The 22460-nt window shown below is 72.1% G+C and carries 25 protein-coding genes; 14 read left to right on the top strand and 11 right to left on the bottom strand.

Going from position 1 to position 22460, the window contains the following annotated elements; genetic code table 11:
* Positions 1-7 precede the first annotated feature (7 nt).
* Positions 8-808 (bottom strand): TetR/AcrR family transcriptional regulator, encoded by an 801-nt coding sequence (locus ACFY2A_RS03595; RefSeq protein ID WP_387167927.1) that lies wholly within the window; start codon positions 806-808, stop codon positions 8-10.
* Between the two features lie 94 nt (positions 809-902).
* Here ACFY2A_RS03595 and ACFY2A_RS03590 point away from each other — a divergent pair, with 94 nt between their 5' ends.
* Both ACFY2A_RS03590 and ACFY2A_RS03585 read left to right on the top strand, forming a co-directional pair.
* Positions 903-1868 carry an ATP-binding cassette domain-containing protein gene (locus ACFY2A_RS03590; protein ID WP_387167924.1) on the top strand — a complete coding sequence of 322 codons (966 nt, stop codon included), beginning with the start codon at positions 903-905 and terminating at the stop codon, positions 1866-1868.
* Positions 1861-2625 (top strand): ABC transporter permease, encoded by a 765-nt coding sequence (locus ACFY2A_RS03585; protein WP_363918896.1) that lies wholly within the window; start codon positions 1861-1863, stop codon positions 2623-2625. Before ACFY2A_RS03590 ends, ACFY2A_RS03585 begins: the two co-directional genes overlap by 8 nt.
* Before the next feature lie 131 nt (positions 2626-2756).
* Here the strand turns inward: ACFY2A_RS03585 and ACFY2A_RS03580 are convergent, their stop codons facing one another.
* From ACFY2A_RS03580 to ACFY2A_RS03565, 4 genes are all read right to left on the bottom strand, one after another.
* Positions 2757-3260 (bottom strand): hypothetical protein, encoded by a 504-nt coding sequence (locus ACFY2A_RS03580; RefSeq protein WP_363919460.1) that lies wholly within the window; start codon positions 3258-3260, stop codon positions 2757-2759.
* A 131-nt stretch (positions 3261-3391) separates the two neighbouring features.
* Entirely contained in the window at positions 3392-5020 is a 1629-nt protein-coding gene (locus ACFY2A_RS03575; RefSeq protein WP_387167921.1) for a RecQ family ATP-dependent DNA helicase, read from the bottom strand.
* A gap of 47 nt (positions 5021-5067) precedes the next feature.
* Entirely contained in the window at positions 5068-6018 is a 951-nt protein-coding gene (locus ACFY2A_RS03570; protein WP_387167917.1) for a TIGR03557 family F420-dependent LLM class oxidoreductase, read from the bottom strand.
* Positions 6019-6090: 72 nt separating this feature from the next.
* Positions 6091-6213 carry a hypothetical protein gene (locus ACFY2A_RS03565; protein WP_278181633.1) on the bottom strand — a complete coding sequence of 41 codons (123 nt, stop codon included), beginning with the start codon at positions 6211-6213 and terminating at the stop codon, positions 6091-6093.
* 215 nt (positions 6214-6428) lie between these two features.
* Between ACFY2A_RS03565 and ACFY2A_RS03560 the strand changes: the two genes are divergently transcribed.
* Entirely contained in the window at positions 6429-7943 is a 1515-nt protein-coding gene (locus ACFY2A_RS03560; protein WP_387167914.1) for a glycoside hydrolase family 3 protein, read from the top strand.
* On the opposite strand, the gene ACFY2A_RS03555 is transcribed toward ACFY2A_RS03560, so the two are convergent.
* Positions 7927-8208 (bottom strand): GNAT family N-acetyltransferase, encoded by a 282-nt coding sequence (locus ACFY2A_RS03555; protein WP_363919458.1) that lies wholly within the window; start codon positions 8206-8208, stop codon positions 7927-7929. The two genes, ACFY2A_RS03560 and ACFY2A_RS03555, sit on opposite strands and share 17 nt — an antisense overlap.
* Positions 8209-8280: 72 nt before the next feature.
* Between ACFY2A_RS03555 and ACFY2A_RS03550 the strand changes: the two genes are divergently transcribed.
* The 7 genes from ACFY2A_RS03550 to ACFY2A_RS03520 all read left to right on the top strand — a co-directional run bounded on the left by ACFY2A_RS03550 (position 8281) and on the right by ACFY2A_RS03520 (position 12569).
* Positions 8281-8661 (top strand): hypothetical protein, encoded by a 381-nt coding sequence (locus ACFY2A_RS03550; RefSeq protein ID WP_387167911.1) that lies wholly within the window; start codon positions 8281-8283, stop codon positions 8659-8661.
* Positions 8662-8721: 60 nt separating this feature from the next.
* On the top strand, positions 8722-9543 hold the full coding sequence (locus ACFY2A_RS03545) for a DUF1206 domain-containing protein (protein ID WP_387167908.1): 822 nt from the start codon (positions 8722-8724) through the stop codon (positions 9541-9543).
* 138 nt (positions 9544-9681) lie between these two features.
* A complete protein-coding gene (locus tag ACFY2A_RS03540) occupies positions 9682-10896 on the top strand; it encodes a mechanosensitive ion channel family protein (RefSeq protein ID WP_387167904.1) in 1215 nt (404 codons plus the stop codon).
* Positions 10897-11043: 147 nt separating this feature from the next.
* Entirely contained in the window at positions 11044-11496 is a 453-nt protein-coding gene (locus ACFY2A_RS03535) for a phage holin family protein (RefSeq protein WP_387167901.1), read from the top strand.
* On the top strand, positions 11493-11807 hold the full coding sequence (locus ACFY2A_RS03530) for a DUF3618 domain-containing protein (protein ID WP_387167898.1): 315 nt from the start codon (positions 11493-11495) through the stop codon (positions 11805-11807). Before ACFY2A_RS03535 ends, ACFY2A_RS03530 begins: the two co-directional genes overlap by 4 nt.
* Positions 11804-12076: a DUF4235 domain-containing protein gene (locus ACFY2A_RS03525; RefSeq protein WP_363918879.1), complete on the top strand. Its 273-nt coding sequence runs from the start codon at positions 11804-11806 to the stop codon at positions 12074-12076. The genes ACFY2A_RS03530 and ACFY2A_RS03525 overlap by 4 nt, the downstream gene beginning before the upstream one ends.
* Before the next feature lie 289 nt (positions 12077-12365).
* Positions 12366-12569: a cold-shock protein gene (locus tag ACFY2A_RS03520; protein WP_013732668.1), complete on the top strand. Its 204-nt coding sequence runs from the start codon at positions 12366-12368 to the stop codon at positions 12567-12569.
* A 110-nt stretch (positions 12570-12679) separates the two neighbouring features.
* Here the strand turns inward: ACFY2A_RS03520 and ACFY2A_RS03515 are convergent, their stop codons facing one another.
* Together ACFY2A_RS03515 and ACFY2A_RS03510 are read right to left on the bottom strand one after the other, a co-directional pair.
* On the bottom strand, positions 12680-12874 hold the full coding sequence (locus ACFY2A_RS03515) for a hypothetical protein (protein WP_363918877.1): 195 nt from the start codon (positions 12872-12874) through the stop codon (positions 12680-12682).
* Positions 12875-12930: 56 nt separating this feature from the next.
* Complete coding sequence (locus ACFY2A_RS03510; RefSeq protein ID WP_387167892.1) at positions 12931-13914, bottom strand: aldo/keto reductase; 984 nt, start codon at positions 13912-13914, stop codon at positions 12931-12933.
* 91 nt (positions 13915-14005) lie between these two features.
* Here ACFY2A_RS03510 and ACFY2A_RS03505 point away from each other — a divergent pair, with 91 nt between their 5' ends.
* Complete coding sequence (locus ACFY2A_RS03505; RefSeq protein ID WP_387167889.1) at positions 14006-14797, top strand: trans-aconitate 2-methyltransferase; 792 nt, start codon at positions 14006-14008, stop codon at positions 14795-14797.
* A complete protein-coding gene (locus ACFY2A_RS03500; protein ID WP_387167886.1) occupies positions 14794-15819 on the top strand; it encodes an adenosine deaminase in 1026 nt (341 codons plus the stop codon). Before ACFY2A_RS03505 ends, ACFY2A_RS03500 begins: the two co-directional genes overlap by 4 nt.
* A 287-nt stretch (positions 15820-16106) precedes the next feature.
* Here the strand turns inward: ACFY2A_RS03500 and ACFY2A_RS03495 are convergent, their stop codons facing one another.
* Together ACFY2A_RS03495 and ACFY2A_RS03490 are read right to left on the bottom strand one after the other, a co-directional pair.
* Positions 16107-17525: an ATP-binding protein gene (locus tag ACFY2A_RS03495; protein WP_387167883.1), complete on the bottom strand. Its 1419-nt coding sequence runs from the start codon at positions 17523-17525 to the stop codon at positions 16107-16109.
* Between the two features lie 17 nt (positions 17526-17542).
* On the bottom strand, positions 17543-18232 hold the full coding sequence (locus ACFY2A_RS03490) for a response regulator transcription factor (RefSeq protein WP_363918869.1): 690 nt from the start codon (positions 18230-18232) through the stop codon (positions 17543-17545).
* Positions 18233-18306: 74 nt separating this feature from the next.
* Here ACFY2A_RS03490 and ACFY2A_RS03485 point away from each other — a divergent pair, with 74 nt between their 5' ends.
* The gene (locus tag ACFY2A_RS03485) at positions 18307-19227 is read left to right on the top strand and encodes an ADP-ribosylglycohydrolase family protein (protein ID WP_363918867.1); all 921 of its coding nucleotides are present in this window, start codon (positions 18307-18309) and stop codon (positions 19225-19227) included.
* A 23-nt stretch (positions 19228-19250) separates the two neighbouring features.
* Here ACFY2A_RS03485 and ACFY2A_RS03480 read toward each other — a convergent pair whose 3' ends face one another.
* Positions 19251-20204, bottom strand: coding sequence for a DUF1775 domain-containing protein (locus ACFY2A_RS03480; protein WP_387167880.1), 954 nt, complete (start codon positions 20202-20204; stop codon positions 19251-19253).
* A gap of 196 nt (positions 20205-20400) precedes the next feature.
* Between ACFY2A_RS03480 and thrS the strand changes: the two genes are divergently transcribed.
* The gene (gene thrS / locus ACFY2A_RS03475; protein WP_387167877.1) at positions 20401-22407 is read left to right on the top strand and encodes a threonine--tRNA ligase; all 2007 of its coding nucleotides are present in this window, start codon (positions 20401-20403) and stop codon (positions 22405-22407) included.
* Positions 22408-22460 lie beyond the last annotated feature (53 nt).

Below are 22460 nucleotides of genomic sequence, written 5' to 3'. Positions count from 1 at the left end.
GGGCGCCTCAACCCGCGTCGGACGGACCGTCGCCACCCGACAGGCCGGCTTCGCGGGCCGGGACGGCGGCCCGAGCCTCGATCATCGCCGCCACCCCGTCGAGGATCCGACCCAGCCCGAACCGCCATTCGAGGTCCGTGTCGTCGTCGTACTCGTCGCCCTCGGCCAGTAGCTCGTGGATCGCCGGGTACGGGCCGGGCGCGGTGACCGTGGCGAGGTGCTGCCAGTAGCGCAGGCCCACCTCCTCCGGGGTCTGCCCGGTCCGGGCGGCACCCTCGGCGATGTCGACGGTGAGCGTGGCCCAGCTGCGGGCGTATCCGCTGACCAGCATGATCGCGGCGATCCGCTCGCTGGCCCGCAGGCCGGTGCCGCGCAGGGCGGCGAGCCCGTACTCCAGCCAGCGGACCTGGTTGGGGTTGATCGGTGGGCCGCTGATCGGCACGTGCCGCATCCAGGGCTGTCGGCGCAGTGCGGCGACGTTTCCCTCACCCCAGCGGGCCAGCGCCGGTCGCCAGCCCTCGTCGGCCCCACGCGGGCGTGGGGGCGGGCCGTACGCGGTGTCCACCATGAGGTCGAGCAGGTCGTGCTTGGTCGGCACGTACCGGTAGAGCGACATCGTCGCCACGCCGAGTTCGTTGGCCACCCGGCTCATCGACACCGCCGCCAGCCCTTCGCCCTGGGCGATCTGGATTCCGGCGGCAACGACCTGGTCCAGGCTGAGGCTGCGCTTCGGACCACGGCTCGGGCGGTCGCGCAGGCCCCAGGCGAGCGCGACGCTCTCGGGCAGCTCGACGTCGGGTCCGTCCACTCCACCTCCCAGGCCGGCGTTGACCGCCAGCATAGCCTCTGCGTATGGTCTACGCAGAAACGCGTATGTCGTACGCAGATTCGTGGAGGTGTTCATGGTGAACGGACCGCCGTCGGTCGAACTTGTCGACCTGCGCAAGTCCTTCGGGGATGTGGTCGTGCTCGACGGGCTTACCCTGCGGGTACCCACTGGCGGGGTGCACGCTCTGCTGGGCCAGAACGGGGCCGGCAAGACCACCACGGTGCGGATCCTGGCGACGCTGACCCGGCCGGATTCGGGTACCGCCCGGGTCGCCGGTCACGACGTGGTGCGGCAGCGGCGGCGGGTACGCCGGGCGATCAGCCTCGCCGGCCAGCACGCGGCGCTCGACGACGGGCAGACCGGCGTGGAGAACCTGACCATGCTGGCCCGGCTCGCCGGGCTGCGGGTACCCGCGGCCCGCGCCCGCGCCACGGCGCTGCTGGACCGCTTCGACCTGGCCGACGCCGCCGGGCGACGGGTGGTGACGTACTCCGGCGGAATGCGGCGGCGCCTCGACCTGGCGGCCAGCCTGGTCGGTGCCCCGTCGGTGATCTTCCTGGACGAGCCCACCACCGGCCTCGATCCGCGCAGCCGGCAGGGGCTGTGGGAGGTGATCGGCGAGTTGGCCGGTGCCGGGGTGACGGTGCTGCTCACCACGCAGTACCTGGAGGAGGCCGACCAGCTCGCCGACCGGATCATGGTGCTGCACGGCGGTGGGCTCGTCGCCGAGGGGACGGCGAGCGACCTCAAACGCCGGTTCGGTGCCCAGCGGTTGGAGCTGACCTGGCGCGACGCCGCCGGTCTGGCCGAGGCGGCGCGGCGGTTGGGCGACCGGGTCACCCACCGCGAGCCGGCCCGGCTGGCGTTGTCCGTGGCCACCGACGGCAGCGCACCCCAGGTACGTCGCCTGCTCGACGAGGTCGATCCGGACCGGCACGGGGTGGTCCGGTTCACCGTCCGGGAGGCGACCCTCGACGACGTCTTCTTCACCCTCACCGGCCGTCCGGCCAGCCCCGAGCGGGAGGTGGCCCGTGTCTGAGCTGACTGTGCGGCCGATGCACGCCGCGGTGATGATCGGCCGTTGCGTGCGGCTGTCCCGGCGCAACGTCGACGCGCTGCTCACCTCGCTGCTGCTGCCGGTGATCCTGATGCTGCTCTTCGTCTACCTGTTCGGCGGGGCGATCGAGACCGGTTCGGCCTACGTGACCTACGTGGTGCCCGGTGTGCTGCTGCTCTGCGCCGGCTTCGGTGCGGCCGGCACGGCGGTCAGTGTCACCACCGACCTGACCAACGGGATGATCGAACGGCTACGCACGATGGACGTCGGCGCCACCTCGATCCTCGCCGGGCACGTGGTGGCGAGCGTGGCCCGCAACACGGTCTCCACGGTGCTGGTGCTGGGGGTGGCCGTGGCCATCGGGTTCCGGCCGGCCGTCGCGCCGCTGCGCTGGTTGGCCGCCGCCGGCGTGCTGCTGCTGTTCCTGCTGGCGGTGTCCTGGTTGTCGGCGGCGTTCGGCCTGCTGGCCCGGACCCCGGAGGCGGCCAACGGCTACACCTTCCTGGTGATGTTCCTGCCGTATCCGAGCAGCGCCTTTGTGCCGGTCGAGACCATGCCCAGCTGGCTGCGTGGCTTCGCCGAGCACCAACCGGTCACGCCGGTCATCGAGTCGCTGCGCGGACTGCTGCTGGACACCCCGGTCGGTACGGCACCGACCCGGGCGGTCATCTGGTTCGTCGGCCTGCTCGCCGTAGCGATGCTCCTGTCCGCCCTACTCTTCCGCCGCCGAATCGCCTAACCCCACCCCACCCCACCCACCCCCCACCCCCACCCACCGAGTTGATCATGAGGTTAGCGGCGGTCCTGATCTCCGCTGGTGCCGCTAACCTCATGATCAACAGGGCTTACGGGGGGAGGGTGGGGGAGGGGTCAGTCGTTGAGGATCTGGGAGAGGCGGTCGCGGAAGCGGCGCTCGGAGGGGCTGACCTCGGTGCCGCCCAGGCCGAGCACGCCGCCGGTGCTGGCGGCGCCGACGACCTGCTCGGCGATCTCCACCAGCCAGTGCCGGTACGCGCCCGCCTCGCCCTCGTCCACCTTGGCCGCCAGCAGCGCCGACGCCTCCTTGGCCCGGCCCAGCACGTCCTCGGCGTAGCCGCGCGGATCCGCGGGCTCGATGACCGGCAGCTCCTCACCGGCCTCCGGGTCACCGACCCGGGTGACGATCTCGCCGGCCACGGCGGCCACCAGCGGGCTGGCCGACTCCCGTCCGCCGGAGATGGTCTCCAGACCGGCGGCACCCTCGGCCATCGTCGCCTTGGTCCCGTCGGACTCGGCGGCGCTCGCCGCGGTGAGCACCGACTGTGGCAGGCCGACCAGCAGCCCCCACTCCTCGTCGGAGAAACCGAAACCGGTGTACGCCGGTTCTTCGATCACGACCCGCCCCTCCCGTTCGTCGTTCACGTCCTCGTCAGCCCTACCGCCGGCGGTGGTGCGGCCCGGTCTGGTCCAGTCGCCGGAACCGGCCGGCTCGACACGGCCCAGTCGCCGGCGGCGGCCGGCTCAGGTTAGTCCAGGGTGAGCAGACCCTGTTCGGACACCACGCTCACCGACAGCGTCTTGTACCCGACCTCGTCGAACAGGACCGTCATCCGATCCTCCTCGTAGCTGAGCACCAGGCCGGAGCCCCACTCGGCGTGCCGCACCTGGCTGTGCACCGGGAACGGGCCGACCGAGCCGTCGTCGGGCACGCTGGTGCCGGCGTGGCAGTTGTCGCAGTGCCCGCAGATCTCGGTCATCTGCTCGCCGAAGTAGGCAAGTAGCGTCTGTCCCCGGCAGGCGCTGGTCTCGGCGAAGGCCCGCATCATGTCGGTACGCGACCGGGTCAGGCTCTGCTGCCGTTCCGCCTCGGCCACCGCGGCCGCCGCCGCGTCGACCGGGGTGGGGGCGTAGCGGGGGGCGCCGACCCGTTGCCCCGCCTGCTGAGCGGCGCCTACCTGCTCCAGCAGGGCGAGGTACTGCCCGAGCTTGCGGGGGCCGAGCCCGGTCACCTCGCGCAGTTCCTTACGGGTGGTCGGTTCCTTGTGCAGCAACGCGGCCAGGTCGCGCAGCTCGGTGGCGTCGGGCAGGCCACCGCTGAAGTAGCGTTGCAGCCCGACGTCCTCGGCCTGCCAGAGCAGCAGGACCCGGGCCGGCTGGCCGTCGCGGCCGGCGCGGCCGATCTCCTGGAAGTAGCTGTCCGGCGAGTCGGGCAGCGCCATGTGCACCACCCAGGCGATGTTGGGCTTGTCGATGCCCATGCCGAAGGCCGAGGTCGCCACCATGATCGGCACCTGGTCGGCGAGGAACGCCTCGTGCAGCCGGGCGCGGGCGTTGGCGGGCATTCCGCCGTGGTAGTACTGCGCGGGAAAGCCCGCGTCGGTCAGCCGGGCGGACAGTTCCTCGGCGGCGCGGCGGGTGGGCACGTAGATGATGCCGGGTCGCCCGTCCTCGCGCAGCAGGGCGATCAGGCGCCGCCACCGGTAGTCCTCGGTGGGGCAGTGCGCCACCTCGAAGAAGAGGTTGGGCCGGTCCAGTCCGGACACCACGATCTCGGGCTTGCGTAGCCGCAGCCGGTCGACGATGTCGTCGCGTACCGGTGGGGAGGCGGTGGCGGTCAGCGCCACCACCGGTGGCCGGCCGATGCCCTCGATGAGCTGCCCGAGGGCCAGGTAGTCCGGCCGGAAGTCGTGGCCCCAGGCGGAGATGCAGTGCGCCTCGTCGATCGCCACCAGCGCCGGCTTGAGGTCCCGGACCTCGGCCAGCCGGTCGGGGTTGGCCAACTGTTCCGGGGTGATGAAGAGGAACTCGGCCCGCCCGTCGCGGATCTCGGCGATCGCCTCGGCCTGCTGGGCCGCGGTCTCGTCCGAGCTGATCCGGACCGCTCGCAGTTCCGAGCGCTGTCGCTCGTTGAGCGCGGCGATCTGGTCCTGCTGAAGTGCCAGGAGGGGGGAGATCACCACGGTCGGGCCGGGGATCAGGCTGGCCGGGATCTGGTAGATCGCCGACTTGCCGGCGCCGGTGGGCAGCACCACCAGGGCGTCGCGGCGGCGCATCACGGCGCGCATCGCGGCCAACTGGTTGGGCCGCAGGGCGGTCCAACCGAACAGGCTGCGCGCGGCTCGGCGCAACGACATCGAGTGCGTGGTCAGCTTCATCGAAGGCCGCAGGTACCCGGGAGGATCCGCGCCGAAACCCCGGTTGATCAACGCACCCGGGGCAGCACCTCGCGCTGGTACAGGTCGAGCAGCCCCTGCCAGTTCGGTCCGGTGTTGGCGACGTAGACCTCGTCGAAACCGGCAGTCGCGTACGCGTCGATCCTCGCCAGGTGGGCGTCGGCGTCGTTGCCGCAGACGAACGCCTCCCGCATCGCCTCCGGGCCCACCAGCGTGGCGGCCTGCTCGAAGTGGCGGGGCGAGGGCAGGACCTGGAGCAGCTCACCGGGGATCGCCTCGGTCGGCCAGCGCTCGTACGCCAGCCGCATGCCCTCCTCGACCGTCGGCGCGTACGCGGCCTTGAAACCGGCCTGGCAGGGCTTGTCGCCCCCGCCGTTGTCCCGGAACCGGCTCACCAGCTCGGCGTCGGGCGTGGTGTTGACGAAGCCGTCGCCGATCCGCGCGGCCAGGTCCACCGCCTTCGGCCCGAATGCGGAGACGTAGATCGGCGGGGGCGTCTCGGGCAGCGTGTAGATCCGGGCGTGCTCCACCTGGTAGTGCCGGCCGTGGTGGTTGACGAAGCCACCGCGCCACAGCTTGCGCATTACCTCGACCGCCTCCTCCAGCATCTCCAGCCGGACGCCGGCCTGCGGCCACGGGCCGCCGAGGATGTGTTCGTTGAGTGCCTCGCCGGAGCCCACCCCGAGGACGAACCGGCCGGAGTGCAGCACCGCGCTGGTCGCCGCGGCCTGGGCGAGCACCGCGGGGTGGATGCGTACGGTCGGGCAGGTGACGGCGGTGGTGACCGGTAGCCGGCAGACCTGGCTCAGCGCCCCGATCATCGACCAGACGAAGGGGCTCTGCCCCTGGGCGTCCGTCCAGGGATGGTAGTGATCGGAGATCCACAGCGCCTCGAAGCCGGCCCGCTCGGCGGCCCGGGCCTGGTCGAGCAGCTCGGCCGGCGCGTACTCCTCGGTGGACAGGAAGTATCCGATCTTCATTTCTCCCCCTCGGGGCCGCCGCCTGTGCGGCAGGCGGTACCCCGGCGGGCACCGGTCACACCCGGCGGGTGGTCAGCGGCGGAACATCGCGCGGATGGCGAGGAGCAGCAGCAGGCCGCCGACCACCAGGCCGAGCAGGCGTACGCCGGGGATGTCGGCCGGGCTCGTCGCGTCGGCCAGCAGCACGGGGTCCATACCCGCACTGTCGCGGTGCAGCGCTCCCAAGGCAACTGTAAGGTTTATTGACTATTGAGTGGCGCGGTGTGACCATGTCTGCACCGCCGGCTGGCGGGGGAGTCCACGGCGGAACACGCGGGGGTACAGCGCCGAATGAGCGAGCGGCAGCGAGCGAATCATCAACTCAGCGTGGCGGTGCCCCATGGCGGCACGCAGCGAAGCGGAGTGCCGGCATGAGCGAGCGAGTCGAGCGCAACGGAAACCTGGCGGCCCTGGCGGCCGCGGTCCTCCAGCCCGGTTTCGTCGGCACCGTCCCACCTGCCTGGATCTGCCGCTGGCTCGGCGACGGGCTCGGCTCGGTGGTGCTGTTCAGCCGTAACGTCGTCGATCCCGCGCAGGTCGCCGCGCTGACCGCCGCGCTGCGCGCGGAGCGGCCCGACGTGATCGTCGCCATCGACGAGGAGGCGGGCGACGTCACCCGCATCGAGTCCGGCCGGGGCAGCTCCCGACCGGGCAACCTGGCGCTCGGCGCGGTGGACGATCCGGCGCTGACCGAGGAGGTCGCCCGCGATCTCGGCGTGGAACTCGCGGCCGCCGGGATCACGCTCAACTACGCGCCGGACGTCGACGTCAACTCCAACCCGGACAACCCGGTGATCGGCGTCCGTTCGTTCGGCGCCGAGCCGTCGCTTGTCGCCCGGCACACCACCGCCTGGGTACGCGGCCTCCAGTCCGGTGGCGTCGCCGCCTGCGCGAAGCACTTTCCCGGCCACGGTGACACCCGCGTCGATTCCCATCACGATCTGCCCCGCATCGACGCCGACCGGGCCCGGCTGCACGCCGTCGAACTGGCTCCGTTCCGGGCCGCGGTGGCGGCGGGCGTCCAGGCGGTGATGACCGGGCACCTGCTGGTGCCGGCCCTGGATCCCGACCTGCCGGCCACTCTGAGCGGCCGTATTCTCGGTGGCCTGCTGCGCGAGGAGATGGGCTTCGACGGAGTCGTGGTGACCGACGCGGTGGAGATGGGCGCGGTGGCCGACCGCTACGGTTTCGCCGGTGCGGCGGTGCGTGCCCTGGCCGCCGGGGCGGACGCGATCTGTGTGGGCGGCGAACACGCCGACGAGGAGACGGCCCGGCACCTGCGCGACGCCATCGTCGACGCGGTCGTCGCCGGCGAGCTGCCCGAGGAGCGGCTGACCGAGGCGGCCAAGCGGGTCGGCCAACTCGCCGCCTGGACGGCGGCGGCCCGTACCGCCCGGTCCGCAAGCCCGGCCGGCGGCTCGGCTGTCGGACTGGTCGCGGCGCGACGTGCCGTCCGGGTAACCACCGGCGATGCCCCGGCCACGACGCTGCCGCTGACCGGCCCGGCGCACGTGGTGGAGTTCCAGCCGCCGCACAACATCGCGATCGGGTCGGAGACCCCCTGGGGGGTGGCGGCACCGCTGGCCGCCCTCGTGCCGGGCACCACGAGCGTCCGGCACGTCGAGCACTCGGTGCCGGCCGACCTGGCCGCCGACGCCACCGGCCGGCCCCTGGTGCTGGTGGTCCGCGACCTGCACCGGCACGCCTGGATGCGGGATGCGGTCGACCGGGCGCTGGCCGTCCGCCCCGACGCGGTGGTCGTCGAACTCGGTGTGCCCGCGCTGGTCACCGGCGCGGTGCACGTCGCCACCCACGGCGCCACCCGGGCCGCCGGTCGGGCCGCGGCCGAGCTGCTCGCCGGCGGTGCCGTCAGTCCGGGCTGGTGACCAGGTCGGCGTACTCCGGGTGGCGTTCGATGAAGGCGGCCATGAACGGGCAACGTGGCACCACCCGCTGCCGCTGCGCGCGGACCTGGTCCAGGGTGCCACGCATCAACGCCGAACCGACGCCCATGTTCTGGAAGGCCGAGTCCACCTCGGTGTGCGTGAAGATCAGCACCTGGTCGCGGGGCAGGTACGCGGTGAAGCCGGCGAGCGCGTCGTCGACCAGGATCTCGTAGCGGTGTTTGGCGGGATTGTCCTCGACAAGCATGCTCACCCCTGCATTGTCCATCGCCGGTCGACCCAACCGGTCGGTTCGCCGGGGTCTCGTACGCTTGACGGCGTGACGAACCGACTCCCCGCCGGCAGGACCCCGCTCATTCCCACCCGTGGCACCCCCACCCGACTCGCCGGACTGCTGGCCGGTCTCGCGCTCGGCGCGGCCCTGCTGGCCGGTTGCAGCTCCGAGGGGGCCAGCACCGACTGCGGGCTGGACGCCTGCACGGTGACCTTCGACCGGGGCGTGGACGCCCGGGCCAACATCCTCGGCGTCGAGGCCCGTCTGGTCGAGGCGCAGGACGACGTGGCCACCATCGAGGTCGGCGGCGAGCAGCTCTCCCTCACGGTCGGCCAGCAGGCGGCCGACGTCGGTGGCCTCGCGGTCACCCTGGACAGCGTCACCGATACCGAGGTGAAGGTCCGCATCGCGCGTAACGGCGGCTGACGCGATCCGGGGCGGCGGCCAGCACGTTTGGAAATCTTCGCGTTCGGAGATTGAGGCGCCATGTCTCTTACCCGGAACGCCGAAGCCACCGCCGCCCGTACGGCCGACAGCCGGTGGCTGGAACTCCTCGCCCGGGCCGGTTTCATCGGCTACGGGATCGTGCACCTGCTGTTCGGCTGGCTGGCGCTGCAGATCGCGTTCGGCAGCTCGTCCGACGACGGCGACCAGTCCGGCGCGCTGCGTACCCTCGCCGCGCAACCCATGGGCCAGTTCCTGGTCATCGCCATCGCCGTGGGCATGCTCGCCATGGCGATCTGGCAGGCACTCGAGGCGGCCGTCGGGCACCGCACCGAGCGGGGCAACGACCGGCTCAAGGAACGGATCATCTCCGCCGCCCGCACCGTCATCTACCTATGGCTGGCCTGGACCGCCTGGAAGGTCTTCTCCGACGCCAACTCCGACAGCGCCTCCCAGCAGGAGGGCCTGACCGCCCGGATGATGGAGTCCACCGGCGGCCGGTGGCTGGTCGGCCTCGCCGGCCTGGTGCTCCTGGGCATCGGCGTCGGTATGACGATCTACGGCGTCAAGAAGAAGTTCATGAAGCGGCTGAAGACCGGCGAGATGAACGCCAAGACCCGGCAGCTCGCCCGCCGGCTCGGCATGGCCGGATACGCCTCCCGGGGTGTCGCCTTCGCCGTCACCGGCCTGCTGGTCATACTGGCCGCGGTGAACTACGACCCGGAGAAGGCCCGTGGTCTGGACGCCGCCCTCCGGACCCTGCGTGACCAGTCGTTCGGCACCATCCTGCTCATCCTCATCGCGCTGGGTATCGCCGCCTTCGGCGTCTACTGCTTCCTCCAGTCCCGCTACCGCAAGGTATGACCTTCTCCTCCCCGGCCACCCCCGCGGTGGCCGGGGCCGGCAATCCAAGGCACCATTGCCCCTTTGCCGGATCTTGATCGCCCGTGCGCCGGACGTCACCGCCGGGGGCCGCCGTCGGGCCGGAAGGAGAAGCGCCACGTGGACAGCTACCTCGGGACGGTCGTCGCCACGCTCGCCGCGGCGGCGATCGCTCTTGCCGTGGTCGAGGTGGTGCATCGTCTCACCCGCCGGTGGGGCCGTCGATCGCTGCTGCTGACCGAGTTGACCGAGCACGCGCACCGCTCGTTCCAGGTCGCCGCCACCGTGCTCGCCGTGCAGCTCGCCGTCCGGTTCAGCACCGGGTACGCGATCGGCACCGGCTGGCGCCAGGCGTTGCTGCACCTGCTGGTGCTCGCCGTCATCGCCGCCGTGGCCTGGCTGGTCGCCTCGCTGCTGGTGGTGGTGGAGGACACCGCGCTGGCCCGGTTCCGGGTGGACGTGCCGGACAACCGGCACGCCCGGCGGGTGCGTACCCAGGTGGTGATGCTGCGCCGGGTGACGATCGTGGTGATCGTCGTGCTCACCCTCGGCGTGATGCTGATGACCTTCCCCGCCGTGCGGGGCATCGGTGCCGGCGTACTGACCAGCGCCGGTGTGGTCGGTGTCGTCGCCGCCCTGGCCGCGCAGAGCCTGCTGGGCAACGTCTTCGCCGGTCTGCAACTCGCCTTCAGCGACGCGGTACGCCTCGACGACGTGGTGGTGGTCGAGGGAGAGTGGGGCCGGATCGAGGAACTGACCCTCAGCTACGTGGTGGTCCAGATCTGGGACGACCGGCGGCTGATCCTGCCCACCTCCTACTTCACCAGCACGCCGTTCCAGAACTGGACCCGGACCGAGGCGAAGGTCCTGGGCACGGCCGAGTTCGAGGTCGACTGGTCGATCCCGGTGCAGGCCATGCGGGAGGAACTACGCCGGCTGGTCGAGAGCACCGAGCTGTGGGACGGCCGGGTCTGTGTCCTCCAGGTCATCGATGCGACCGGCGGGATGATCAAGGTTCGCGCGCTGGTGAGCGCCGCAAACGCGGGCGCGCTGTGGGACCTGCGCTGTCGCGTGCGGGAACATCTGGTGGCGTGGGTACGCGACCACCGCCCCACCGCGATGCCCCGACTTCGTACGGAGGTCGGCGACGGCGGAAGCGACCTGCCGTGGCAGTGGGTCCAGCCGCGGCACTCGGGGCGCCGCCGGGCCGAGGCCGAGGTGCCCGACGACGCCCGAATCTTCGGTGGCAGCGACGACGGCCACGCCCGCAACGAGGCCTTCGTCGGCCCCGACGAGACCGTCGAACCTCGGGAGCCCGCCGAACCTCGCCGCTGACCACCTCGTTATCCACTCGGATGTGGAGGTTTGGCGCGGCGTTCGGCGGGGACGTGCTGCCCGACGCTTCTGCCCCCTTTTTCGGGAACAGGATTGACGAGCGGCGACTCCGGGCATACAGCGCGGTGATGACGAGAGGGGGACAGCATGGCTGACGTGGCGAACGCCCGTACGTCCCACAACGGGCGTACGTCCCACAACGGGACCGAGCCGTCCACCGCCGAACTGGTCCAGCGGGCGACCGAGCAGGTCTCGCGCCTGGTTCGGGACGAACTGGCGCTGGCCCGCGCCGAGCTGACCGAGAAGGGCAAACAGGCCGGTATCGGTGTCGGCCTGTTCGCCGGTGGGGGCGCCCTCGCCTTCTTCGGTCTGGGTGCACTGGTGACCGCCGCGATCCTCCTGCTGGCCCTGGTGCTGCCGGCGTGGGCAGCCGCCCTGATCGTGGCGGTGGCGCTGTTCCTGGTCGCCGGAGTGCTCGCGCTGATCGGCAAGCGCCGGGTCAGCCGCGCGGTCCCGCCGGTGCCCGAGGCGACCGTGCGCAGCCTGCGGGCCGACGTCGACGTGGTCAGCGCTGCGGTGAAGGACAGGGGACGGGCATGACGGGCAACGGTACGGGTGACACGGAGGCGCTGCGGGAGGAGATCCGGCGCACCCGCGTCGAGCTGGGCGAGACGATGGAGGCGCTGGCCGCCAAGGCCGACGTGAAGAAGCGACTGAAGTCCTCGGCGGATCAGGCCCGGGAGCGGGTACGCGAGCAGGCCGCGCTTACCGTCGCCCGGGTCCGCGCCCAATCCGGTCTCAACCACGAACTGGGACGGAGTCGGCAGGGGCCCGCTCCGTTCATCGCCCTTGCGGCCGGTGCCGTCGCCGCCGCCGTGGTGTTGATGATCATTAGAGGGAGGCGTGCGTGAGCAAGGGAATCGGCAGGGCCGCCTACAAGCCGGTCGGCGTGCTGATGGGCTTCGCCGCCGGTGCGATCGCGGGCGCGGTCTTCCGCCAGGTGTGGAAGATGACGGCCGGTGACGGCGAGGCGCCCAACCCGACCGACGAGGACCGCCGCTGGGGTGAGATCCTCGCGGCGGCCGCCTTGCAGGGAGCCATTTTCTCGGTCGTTCGGGCTGCTGTGGACCGAGGCGGCGCGGTCGGCGTGCGTCGGCTCACCGGTCGTTGGCCGGACTGAATATCGGTGTCAAGGCCCTCTCACCAGTTGCCGGTGAGAGGGCCTTTCGCCTTGTCCCACCGCCTCCACCCGACGGATCCCACGCATCCGTCAGGTCACATGTCGGAGAATTTCGTCGGTTAGGTTGTGCAGAGTTTTTGCGTACGTGGTTAAGCTGTTCCACGCTGTTGAGAGATGGCGTGGGTTGAGAGAAGTCTCCTTCACCGGGGGCCGCCTCAGGCACCGCTGCTCGAAAACGGCCAACCGGCCGCACGGTGTGCTCGGCCGCCAGTTTTAGAAGGAGATACACATGGCGCAGGGAACCGTGAAGTGGTTCAACGCTGACAAGGGCTTCGGCTTCATCACCGTCGACGGCGGGGGTGCTGACGTGTTCGTCCACTTCTCGGCCATCCAGTCCAGCGGCTACCGCACGCTGGAGGAGAACCAGCGGGTGGAGTTCGAGATCGCCCAGGGCCAGAAGGGTCCGCAGGCCGAGCAGGTCCGCCCCCTCTGAGGCACCGGTCGGCGACCGTCGGCCAGTGGCGAGGCAGTCCCCGAATCAGTGCGAAGCCCCGCGTCCCGACCGGACGCGGGGCTTTCCGCATCGTTGGCTGCGGTGTGGCCTCAGCGGCGGCTGCGGGCGCGTACGCCGAGCCAGAGCAGGGCCAACCCGACAAGTACCAGCAACGGTCCGAGTACCGCCCAGATCCGCTGGCCGGTCATCACGCTGCCCTCGACGTAACCGAGGCCCTGCACCGTCCACACCGCGCCCACGACCACGGCCAACAGGCCGAGCGTGAGCCGAAGCCAACCGTTCATCGCGGTCTCCCTCCGCTGTGGCCCGTCACCGGACGGCCCGCCGCCGGGCGCACCGCTCACCATCGGTGGTGCACCTGGGGGCGGATCAGGTCGTCGTAGACCGCCGCCACCTCGGCCAGTTCCGCAGTGGACAGTGGTGGCTGGCTGGCCACGGCGGCGTTGCCGCGGGCCTGGGTGGCGTCGCGGGCACCGGGGATGACCACGGTGACGCCGGGTTGGTCGAGCACCCAGCGCAGCGCGAACTGGGCCATCGTGCGGTCCTCGCCCACCAGCGGGGCGATCCGTCGCACGGCGGCCAGGCCGGTGGTGAAGTCCACCCCGGAGAACGTCTCGCCGACGTCGAACGCCTCGCCGTGCCGGTTGTAGTTGCGGTGGTCGTCGGCGGCGAAGGTGGTGTGCTCGTCGTACCGGCCGGAGAGCAGGCCACTTGCCAGCGGGACGCGGGCGATGATGCCGACCTTGGCGGCCGAGGCGGCCGGCAGTACCCGTTCCAGCGGCTTGTGGCGCAGCGCGTTGAGGATGATCTGGACGCTGGCCACCCCGGGCCGGGCGATCGCGGTGAGCGCCTCGTCGCAGGTCTCCACGCTGACGCCGTACGCGGCGATGCGCTTCTCGGCCACCAGGGTGTCGAGGGCGTCGAAGACCTCGTCGGTGGCGAAGACGGCCGTCGGCGGGCAGTGCAACTGCACCAGGTCCAGCGTATCCATGCCGAGGTTCGTCCGGGACCGGTCGGTCCACCGACGGAAGTTGTCCAGCGTGTACGCCTCGGGCGTCTGCGCCACCCGCCGGCCCATCTTGGTCGCCACGGTCAGCCCGGCGTCGGGGTGCGCCGCCAGGAAGCGTCCGATCAGCTGTTCGCTGCGCCCGTCGCCGTACACGTCGGCGGTGTCCAGGAAGGTGACCCCGGCGTCGACCGCGGCGGTGAGCACCGCCATCGCGTCGTCCTCGGTCACCGTGCCCCAGTCGGCGCCGAGTTGCCAGGCGCCGAGCCCGACCACGCCGACCTGGCGATCCATGCGGGGGAACGTGCGTTGCTCCATACGCTGAGCCTAGTGACCCGGCTTGCCCCGGCGGGGGGCGGGCCGTACGGTAAACAAGACGGACGTACGGTATGTGAAAGGTGGGGCGGCCATGTGGGATCCGGCGACGTACCTGCGCTACGGCGACGAACGGTCCCGGCCCTTCCACGACCTGCTGGCCCGGGTGGGCGCCGACCGCCCCCGGCAGGTGGTCGACCTCGGCTGCGGCCCCGGCACCCTCACCGCCGTGCTCGCCGCCCGCTGGCCGGACAGTCGGCTCGTCGGCCTGGACTCCTCGCCGGAGATGATCGCGCGGGCCACCGCGCTGGACGTCCCGGCCAGCTTCCGCGTGGCTGACGTCCGCGACTGGCGTCCCGACCCGGACACCGACGTGGTGGTCAGCAACGCGGCGCTCCAGTGGGTGCCCGGCCACCGGGACCTGCTCGTCCGCTGGGCCACCGAGCTGCCGGCCGGCGCCTGGCTGGCGGTGCAGGTGCCGGGAAACTTCGACGCGCCCTCCCACCGGGCGCTGCGCGAGGTCGCCGGTCGCCCACCGTGGCGGGCGGCGTTGACCCCGCTGCTGCGGGAGTCGCCGGTCGCCGACCCGGTCGACTACGCCGGGTCGCTGGTCGCCGCCGGCTGCACCGTCGACGCCTGGGAGACTACCTACGTGCACCTGCTGGCGGCCGGTCCCGACGCGGACCACCCCGTGCTGACCTGGTTGGAGGGCACCGCCCTGCGCCCGGTCCGGGCCGCGCTGGACGCCGCCGGCTGGTCCGCCTTCCGGACCGCGCTGGCGGTACGCCTCACCGAGGCGTACCCGGTGCGGCACGGCCAGGTGTACTTCCCGTTCCGACGGATCTTCCTCGTCGCCCGTACCGGTTTCGCCCAGGAGAACTCGTGACCGACCTGCGTACCTTCATCGCCGGACTGCCCAAGGTGGAGCTGCACGTGCACCACGTCGGCTCCGCCTCGCCCCGCATCGTGGCCGAGCTGGCCGCCCGGCACGAGGGACGCAGCCCCGTCCCGGCGGACCCGCAGCTGCTGGCCGACTACTTCGTCTTCCGCGACTTCGCCCACTTCGTCGAGTTGTACCTCAGCGTGGTGGACCTGGTCCGGGATCCGGACGACGTCTGGATCCTCACCCACGAGGTGGCCCGGGAACTGGCCCGCCAGCAGGTCCGCTACGCCGAGCTGACCGTGACGCCCTACTCCCACGTGCGGCGCGGCATTGCGGCACCTGCGTTCTGCGAGGCGATCGAGGACGCCCGCAAGCGGGCCGCCGCCGACTTCGGCATCGAGCTGCGTTGGTGCTTCGACATTCCCGGCGAGGCGGGCCTGCCGGCCGCCGAGGAGACGCTGCGGATCGCGCTCGACCAACGCCCCGACGGTCTGATCAGCTTCGGCCTCGGCGGCCCGGAGATCGGCGTGCCGAGGCCGCAGTTCAAGCCCTACTTCGACCAGGCCCGCGCGGCCGGGCTGCGGTCGGTGCCGCACGCCGGGGAGACCACCGGCCCGCAGACGATCTGGGACGCGCTGCACGAGCTGGGTGCCGAACGCATCGGCCACGGCATCTCCGCCGCGCAGGATCCGCGACTGCTCGCGTACCTGGCCGAGCGGCGGATCGCGCTGGAGGTCTGCCCGACGTCGAACGTGCGTACCCGGGCCGTGGCCGACATCGACGAGCACCCGCTGCGCCGGCTGGTCGACGCCGGGGTGCAGGTGACCATCAACTCCGACGACCCACCGATGTTCGGCACCACCCTGGACGACGAGTACGCCGTCGCCGCCCGGCTGCTCGACACCGGCCCGGACGGGGTGGCCGCGCTGGCCCGCGACGCGGTGACCGCGTCCTTCCTCGACGAGACCGGCAAGCAGCGGATCCTCGCGGAGATCGACACCTACCTCGCCGGTCAGCGCGGCTGACGCCATCGCCCTCCGGCAGGTGCGGGGGGCGAGCACAGACGGTCAGCTCGGCCGCCTCCGGCCAGGTGGCGCGCGGCGGGAGGAGGTGTGGGGGGACCGTGTCTCCCGCCGCGCGCACTGCTCCACCGACCGAATGCGCTGGGAGCGATAGGCCGGTGGAACTGCTGGGTTCGCAGCGATCCTGTCAGTCGGACCGGTCGGGTGGAACGGGGTTAATTCGGATCTAAGAAAGACTTGTGCCGTCGCACAGCCCGAGGCGACCGGCCGCGATCCGGCGGTCCTGGCCGTCAGCGGTCCGTCGGACGCTGACGGGGCCAGCGGCGTCCACCGGCCTTCTGCTCCCGGCCCTCCCGAGCCATCCGGCCCACCAGGCCGAATCGGCTGACCTGGCGCGGCGTCGCCTCCGGGTCGGACAGCAGCATCACCACACTCGCCCCGCCCAGGTGGGCCCGGTCGATGCTTACCGAGCCGTTGGCCTGCAACGCCACCCGCTTGGCGATGTCCAGCCCCAGCCCGGTGGAGCCCTGGTCGCTGGCGCCGCGCCGCAGGGCCCGGTCCGGGTTGGCGATACCGGGGCCGGCGTCGTCGATCCGGATGGCCACATACCCGTCGCGGCGCGACACCGCCACCTCGAACGCGGTGCCCTGCGGGGTGTAGCGGAACACGTTGCCGATCACCGCGTCCAGGGCGGCGGCCAGCTCGGCCCGGGGCACCGGCGCGGGAATACGCAGTTGGGCACCGGAGACCCGGTGCGGGCGGTTCTGGTCACCGGCGAGAGCGGCCCAGAACACCATCCGGTCCCGGACCACCTCGCTCACGTCGCACGTCGCCGGGGGCGCGGCCTCGGTCGCCACCGCCTTGCGGGTGGTCTTGATCAGTACATCGATCTCACCCTCCAGGGTGACGATCGCCTGCCGGATCCGCCGAATGCCGCGCCGGTAGTCCAGCTCGGCCTGACTGAACGAGCCGACACTTGTGTCGTCGGACTCCAGTGCCTCGGCGTCCAACCGCAACACGGTCAGCGGGGTACGCAGCCGGTGGGACAGGTCCGCCACCAGCTCCCGCTCCTCGGTGCGAGCCGCCACCAACCGCTCCGCCATCCGGTTGAACGCGTGGCCGGCCTCGACCAGCTCGCGCGGGCCGTGCGGCTCGACGCGTACGCCCAGGTCGCCGTCGCCGATGGCGAGCGCCGCCTTGACCAGAGCGCGGCTCGCGTCGGCCGCGCGGGCGGCGAGTCGGTCCACCACCAGCATCGCGGCGCCCACAAGCGCGACTGCCACCCCGGCCAGCAGCAACCACCGGCCGCCGCCACCGGCGTCGAGCACAGCGTCCGGGACGAAGACCTCCACCACGGCGGTCCGCTCGCCCAGCACCACCGGATCCAGCCGCAGCAGCCCGCCGTCGATGTCGACGACAAGTGAGCGGCCCTGCTCCCGGGCCTGCTCCAGCTGCGTGGCGTCGGCCCGCCCGGCGGAGGAGTCCACGTCGAGCCCGTGCACGACCGGCCGGGTGGCCGGGTCGCCGCCGCTGGCCTCGATCGCCCGGGTCACCACCGCCGACTCGGTGCTGATCGCCAGCGCCCCGGTCACCAGCGCGCTGCGCCGGGCCGCGTCGGCGATCGCCTCCTCACGCGCCTGCCCGCCGAGGGTCAGCCCGAGCGGCACCAGGAAGGCCAGCGCCAGCAGGGCGCCCACGCCGGCCGTCAACAGGGCCAGCGCCCTTCTCAGTCCGGCGCCACCAGCCGGAAGCCCACCCCCCGCACGGTGCGCAGGTAGCGCGGCTTCGCCGCGGACTCGCCCATTTTGCGCCGTAGCCAGTACAGGTGAACGTCGATGGTCTGATCCTCGCCGACCGATGGCTGCCGCCATACCTCCTCCAAGAGCTCCCGCCGGGACACTACCCGGCCAGGGCGGGCGGCGAGATACGCCAGCAGGTCGAATTCCTTGCGGGTCAGCGCCAGCGCCGCGCCGTCGAGCTGGGCACTGCGCTCGCCGACGTCCACCCGCAGCCCACCGACGCTGTGCACGGCCGGCTGGGTGGAGCGGCTGGCCCGGCCCGCGCGACGCAGCACGGTGGTGATCCGGGCGTCCAGGTGCGCGCCGGTGAACGGCTTGATCATGTAGTCGTCGGCACCGGCCCGGAGCAGCTTGACCACGGACTGCTCGTCGTCGCGGGCGGTGGCGATGATGATCGGCACGTCGGTGATGCCCCGGAGCATCCGCAACGCGTCCGAGCCGTCCAGATCCGGCAGGCCGAGGTCGAGCACCACCAGGTCCGGTGTCTCGGCGGCGACCCGGCGCAGCGCGTCCAGGGCGGTGCCCACCGCGTGTACGGCGTGACCCCGGTCGGTGAGGGAACGAAGCATCGCGCCGCGTACGACGTGATCGTCTTCGACCAGGAGGACGGTGGCCACCCAAGCACGGTACTCGGGGCGGCAAGTGCGGCGTCATTGCGGCCCACCCCGGAACCCGCCAAGCTGGTGCGACCATGACGTTCACCCTCTATCCGGACACCCGCCTGGCCCTGGCCCGGGACAGCCTCGCCGGCCTGTCGGTCGGCGACGCCCTCGGCTCCCAGTTCTTCGTTCCCGGCCGGCACGCCGCCGACCTCGCCGCCGATCGCCTCCCGCCACCGCCCTGGCAGTGGACCGACGACACCGAGATGGCCTGCTCGGTGCTGACCCGGCTGGCCGAGGCGGGCCGGATCGACCGGGACAGCCTGGCGCTCGACTTCGCCGGACGTTGCGAGCCCTACCGTGGCTACGGCCCCGGAGCGGTGCGCATCCTGCGCCTGATCCGGACCGGCACCCCGTGGCCGGTCGCCGCCGCGTCCGCGTTCGACGGGCAGGGGTCCTGCGGCAACGGGGCGGCGATGCGAGTCGCCCCGCTGGGCGCGTACTTCGCCGACTCGACCAGCCGGGTGGTCGCGCAGGCACAGGCATCGGCCGAGGTGACCCACGCCCACCCGGAAGGGATCGCCGGTGCGGTGGCGGTGGCGGTGGCCGCCGCGCGAGCCGCCCGGGCCCGGCTGGACGGCGACCGGCCGGATCCGGGTCGCCTGCTCGCCAGCGTCGCCGCCGCAGTGGACCCGGCGACGGAGGTGCACCGGGGCGTACGCCGGGCGGCGGGGTTGCTGGGCCGTCCGCTGCCGGAGGTGGTGGACGCACTCGGCAACGGATCCCGCGTCACCGCGCAGGACACCGTCGCCTTCACCTGCTGGGTCGCCGCCACCCACCTGAACGACTACCCGGCCGCGGTACGCGCCTGCGTGGCGGCGGGTGGCGACGTGGACACCACCGCCGCCATCGCCGGTGGGGTGGTCGCCGCGTACACCGGGGTCGCCACCGAGGGCGGCGTGCCCGCCGACTGGCTGGCCGCCCGGGAGCCGCTACCCGACTGGGTCGGCTGACCCGGACGCGCCGCGCCCGCCGCTCACCGCCGCGCGCCCGCCTCGACCTTCTCGGCACCGGCACCCTTGGGCGTCCCGGCCGCACCGGAGCCGTCCGCCACGTCGCTGGGCGTCCCGCCATCGGCCGTCCCGGCGGTGGCCGTCTCAGGGCCGTCCGCGTCGCCCGTCCTGCCCGCGTCGGAGCTGGCCGTCGCGGGCCCGGCTGGCGGCTGCTCCTCGTCGAGCACCGAGCGGTCGATCTCCTCGGTCGTCGCGCGGCGTCGGCGGCTGATCAGCCAACCCACCACCGCGCCGCCGCCGAGGCCGGCGACCAGCCCGGCGGCGAGCAGGCTGTTCGCATTCGGACCACCGTCGGAGGCGGCGGTGGTGGGCGGAGCCTCGGCGGGCGCTGCGCCGCCGGGGGCCGCGCCGTGCCCACCGTGGGCACCCGGATAGGCCGGATCACCCGGCACCAGCGTCAGCGTGGGCAGCCGACGCTGGCCGGGGCGACCGCCCCACTGCACCTGGAGTCCGTCGGCGTACGTCTGCACCAGTTCGAAGGTCAGCCGTTGGGTCTGCGGCAGGGGGGCCATCGAGAACACCAGCCGAGCCGGGCCCTCGCCCGCCGCACCCTTCGCCCGCGACCAGATCAGCGAGGCGGTCACCACGTCGGTGGCCGGGCCGTGCATGCCCGCCACCGGCCGGTCCAGCTTCCGGGTGGTGATCGTCGGTGCCCAGCCCGGCACCGACAGCGGGTACACCTCGGCGATCGGCGGGTCCTCGGGGATCCTGATCTCGACCTTCTCGGTCCGGACACCCGGCCGTTCGTCGGGCACCACGAATTCGAGCTTCACCGCGTTGCCCTGCTGCGCCTCGGTCGGGGTGAAGGTCACCCCGTCGGCCCATGCCGTGGCGGGCCAGAGCAGCACCACGGCCGTGGCCAGGGCGGCCACCAGCACGCCCCGGCGTCGACGGCTCCCGCCGTGCGTCATCGCCATCTGGGTTCCCATCCGTGTCCACGCGGCCGGAACCGGCTCCGGCCACACCCGGTAGTTCGGATCCCGGGCCGGAAAGGTTCAACGGTGGCGGCAATCGTCTGCCGGCGGTGTCGACGACGGTGACGCCCGGGCCGCCCGATAGCATCAGTGCGCCGGCATCGGCACCATCCGTCACGTCTGCTGCGAGGAGTCATCCGTGTCCGCACCCCGTACCCCCGCCGTGGCCGACCCCGTCGTCGTCGCCGCCGGGACCACGGCGGCCGACGCGGTGGCCGCGGCCGGGCTGCCCACAAACGGCCCCCGGGCGATCGTGGTGGTCCGCGACCCGCACGGCGTGCTGCGCGACCTGGACTGGCGACCGGCCGAGGAGACCGCCGTCGAGCCGGTCGCGCTGGACTCGCCGGACGGGCTGAACGTGCTGCGCCACTCCACCGCCCACGTGCTGGCCCAGGCCGTACAGGACATCTTTCCGCAGGCGAAGCTCGGCATCGGCCCGCCGATCGACAACGGCTTCTACTACGACTTCGCGGTGGACAAGCCGTTCCAGCCCGACGACCTGGCCAAGCTCGAGAAGCGGATGCAGGAGATCATCAAGTCGGGGCAGCGGTTCCGGCGTCGCCGCTTCGACAGCTTGGACGAGGCGAAGACCGAGCTGGCGGCCGAGCCGTTCAAGCTGGAGCTGATCGACGTCAAGGGCGAAGGGCTGGACTCCTCCGAGGTGATGGAGGTCGGCGGCGGTGAGCTGACCATCTACGACAACCTCGCCGCCGACGAGGACAAGGTCTGCTGGTCGGACCTGTGCCGGGGGCCGCATCTGCCGAACACCCGGCTGATCGGCGCGTTCAAGCTGATGCGCTCGGCCGCCGCCTACTGGCGTGGGTCGGAGAAGAACCCGCAGTTGCAGCGGGTGTACGGCACCGCCTGGCCGACCCGCGACGGGTTGAAGGCGTACCTGAAGCTGCTGGAGGAGGCCGCCCGGCGCGACCACCGCAAGCTCGGCGCGGACCTGGACCTGTTCAGCTTCCCCGACGAGATCGGTTCGGGCCTCGCGGTCTTCCATCCCAAGGGCGGCATCATCCGCCGGGAGTTGGAGGACTACTCGCGTCGCCGGCACGAGGAGGCGGGGTACGAGTTCGTCAACAGCCCGCACATCACCAAGGCGCAGCTCTTCCACACCTCGGGCCACCTGCCGTACTACGCCGACACGATGTTCCCGCCCATGCAGTTGGAGGGGGCGGAGTACTACCTCAAGGCGATGAACTGCCCGATGCACAACCTGATCTTCCGGTCGCGCGGTCGGTCCTACCGCGAACTGCCGCTGCGGCTGTTCGAGTTCGGCACCGTCTACCGGTACGAGAAGTCGGGTGTGGTGCACGGCCTCACCCGGGTACGCGGCCTGACCCAGGACGACTCGCACATCTACTGCACCCGGGAGCAGATGCCCGGCGAGCTGACCACCCTGCTGTCGTTCGTGCTGGACCTGCTGCGCGACTACGGCCTGGACGACTTTTACCTGGAGCTGTCCACCCGCGACGACTCGCCGAAGTTCATCGGCTCCGACGCCGACTGGGCGGAGGCCACCGAGGCGCTGCGCACCGCCGCCGAGACCTCCGGTCTGGAACTGGTACCGGACCCGGGCGGCGCGGCCTTCTACGGCCCGAAGATCTCCGTGCAGGCCAAGGACGCCATCGGCCGGACCTGGCAGATGTCCACCATCCAGGTCGACTTCAACCAGCCGGAGCGGTTCGGCCTGGAGTACCAGGCCGCCGACGGCACCCGGCAGCGGCCCGTCATGATCCACCGGGCGCTCTTCGGTTCGATCGAACGGTTCTTCGGCGTGCTCACCGAGCACTACGCGGGGGCGTTCCCGGCCTGGCTGGCCCCGGTGCAGGTGGTCGGCATCCCGATCCGCGACGACCACGCCGACTACCTGCACGGCTTCGTCGCCGCGCTGCGCGCCGAGGGCATCCGCGCCCAGGTGGACGCCGGTGACGAGCGGATGCAGAAGAAGATCCGCACCGCGCAGCAGCAGAAGATCCCGTTCATGGTGATCGCGGGCGACGACGACGTGGCCGCAGGCACCGTCTCGTTCCGCTACCGGGACGGCTCCCAGCGCAACGGCGTACCGCTGGCCGAGGCGGTCACCCACGTCCTCGACGTGGTCACCTCCCGGACCAACACCGGCCCCTCCGCCGAGATGTGACGGCCGGGAAGGGCCGTAGGATCGCCGATGTGACTGGGGCGGAGGAGCACACC

Origin of the sequence: Micromonospora sp. NPDC000442, assembly GCF_042898635.1 — a bacterium.
Classification (GTDB): Bacteria; Actinomycetota; Actinomycetes; order Mycobacteriales; family Micromonosporaceae; genus Micromonospora.
This window is presented reverse-complemented; position numbering and strand designations above follow the sequence as displayed.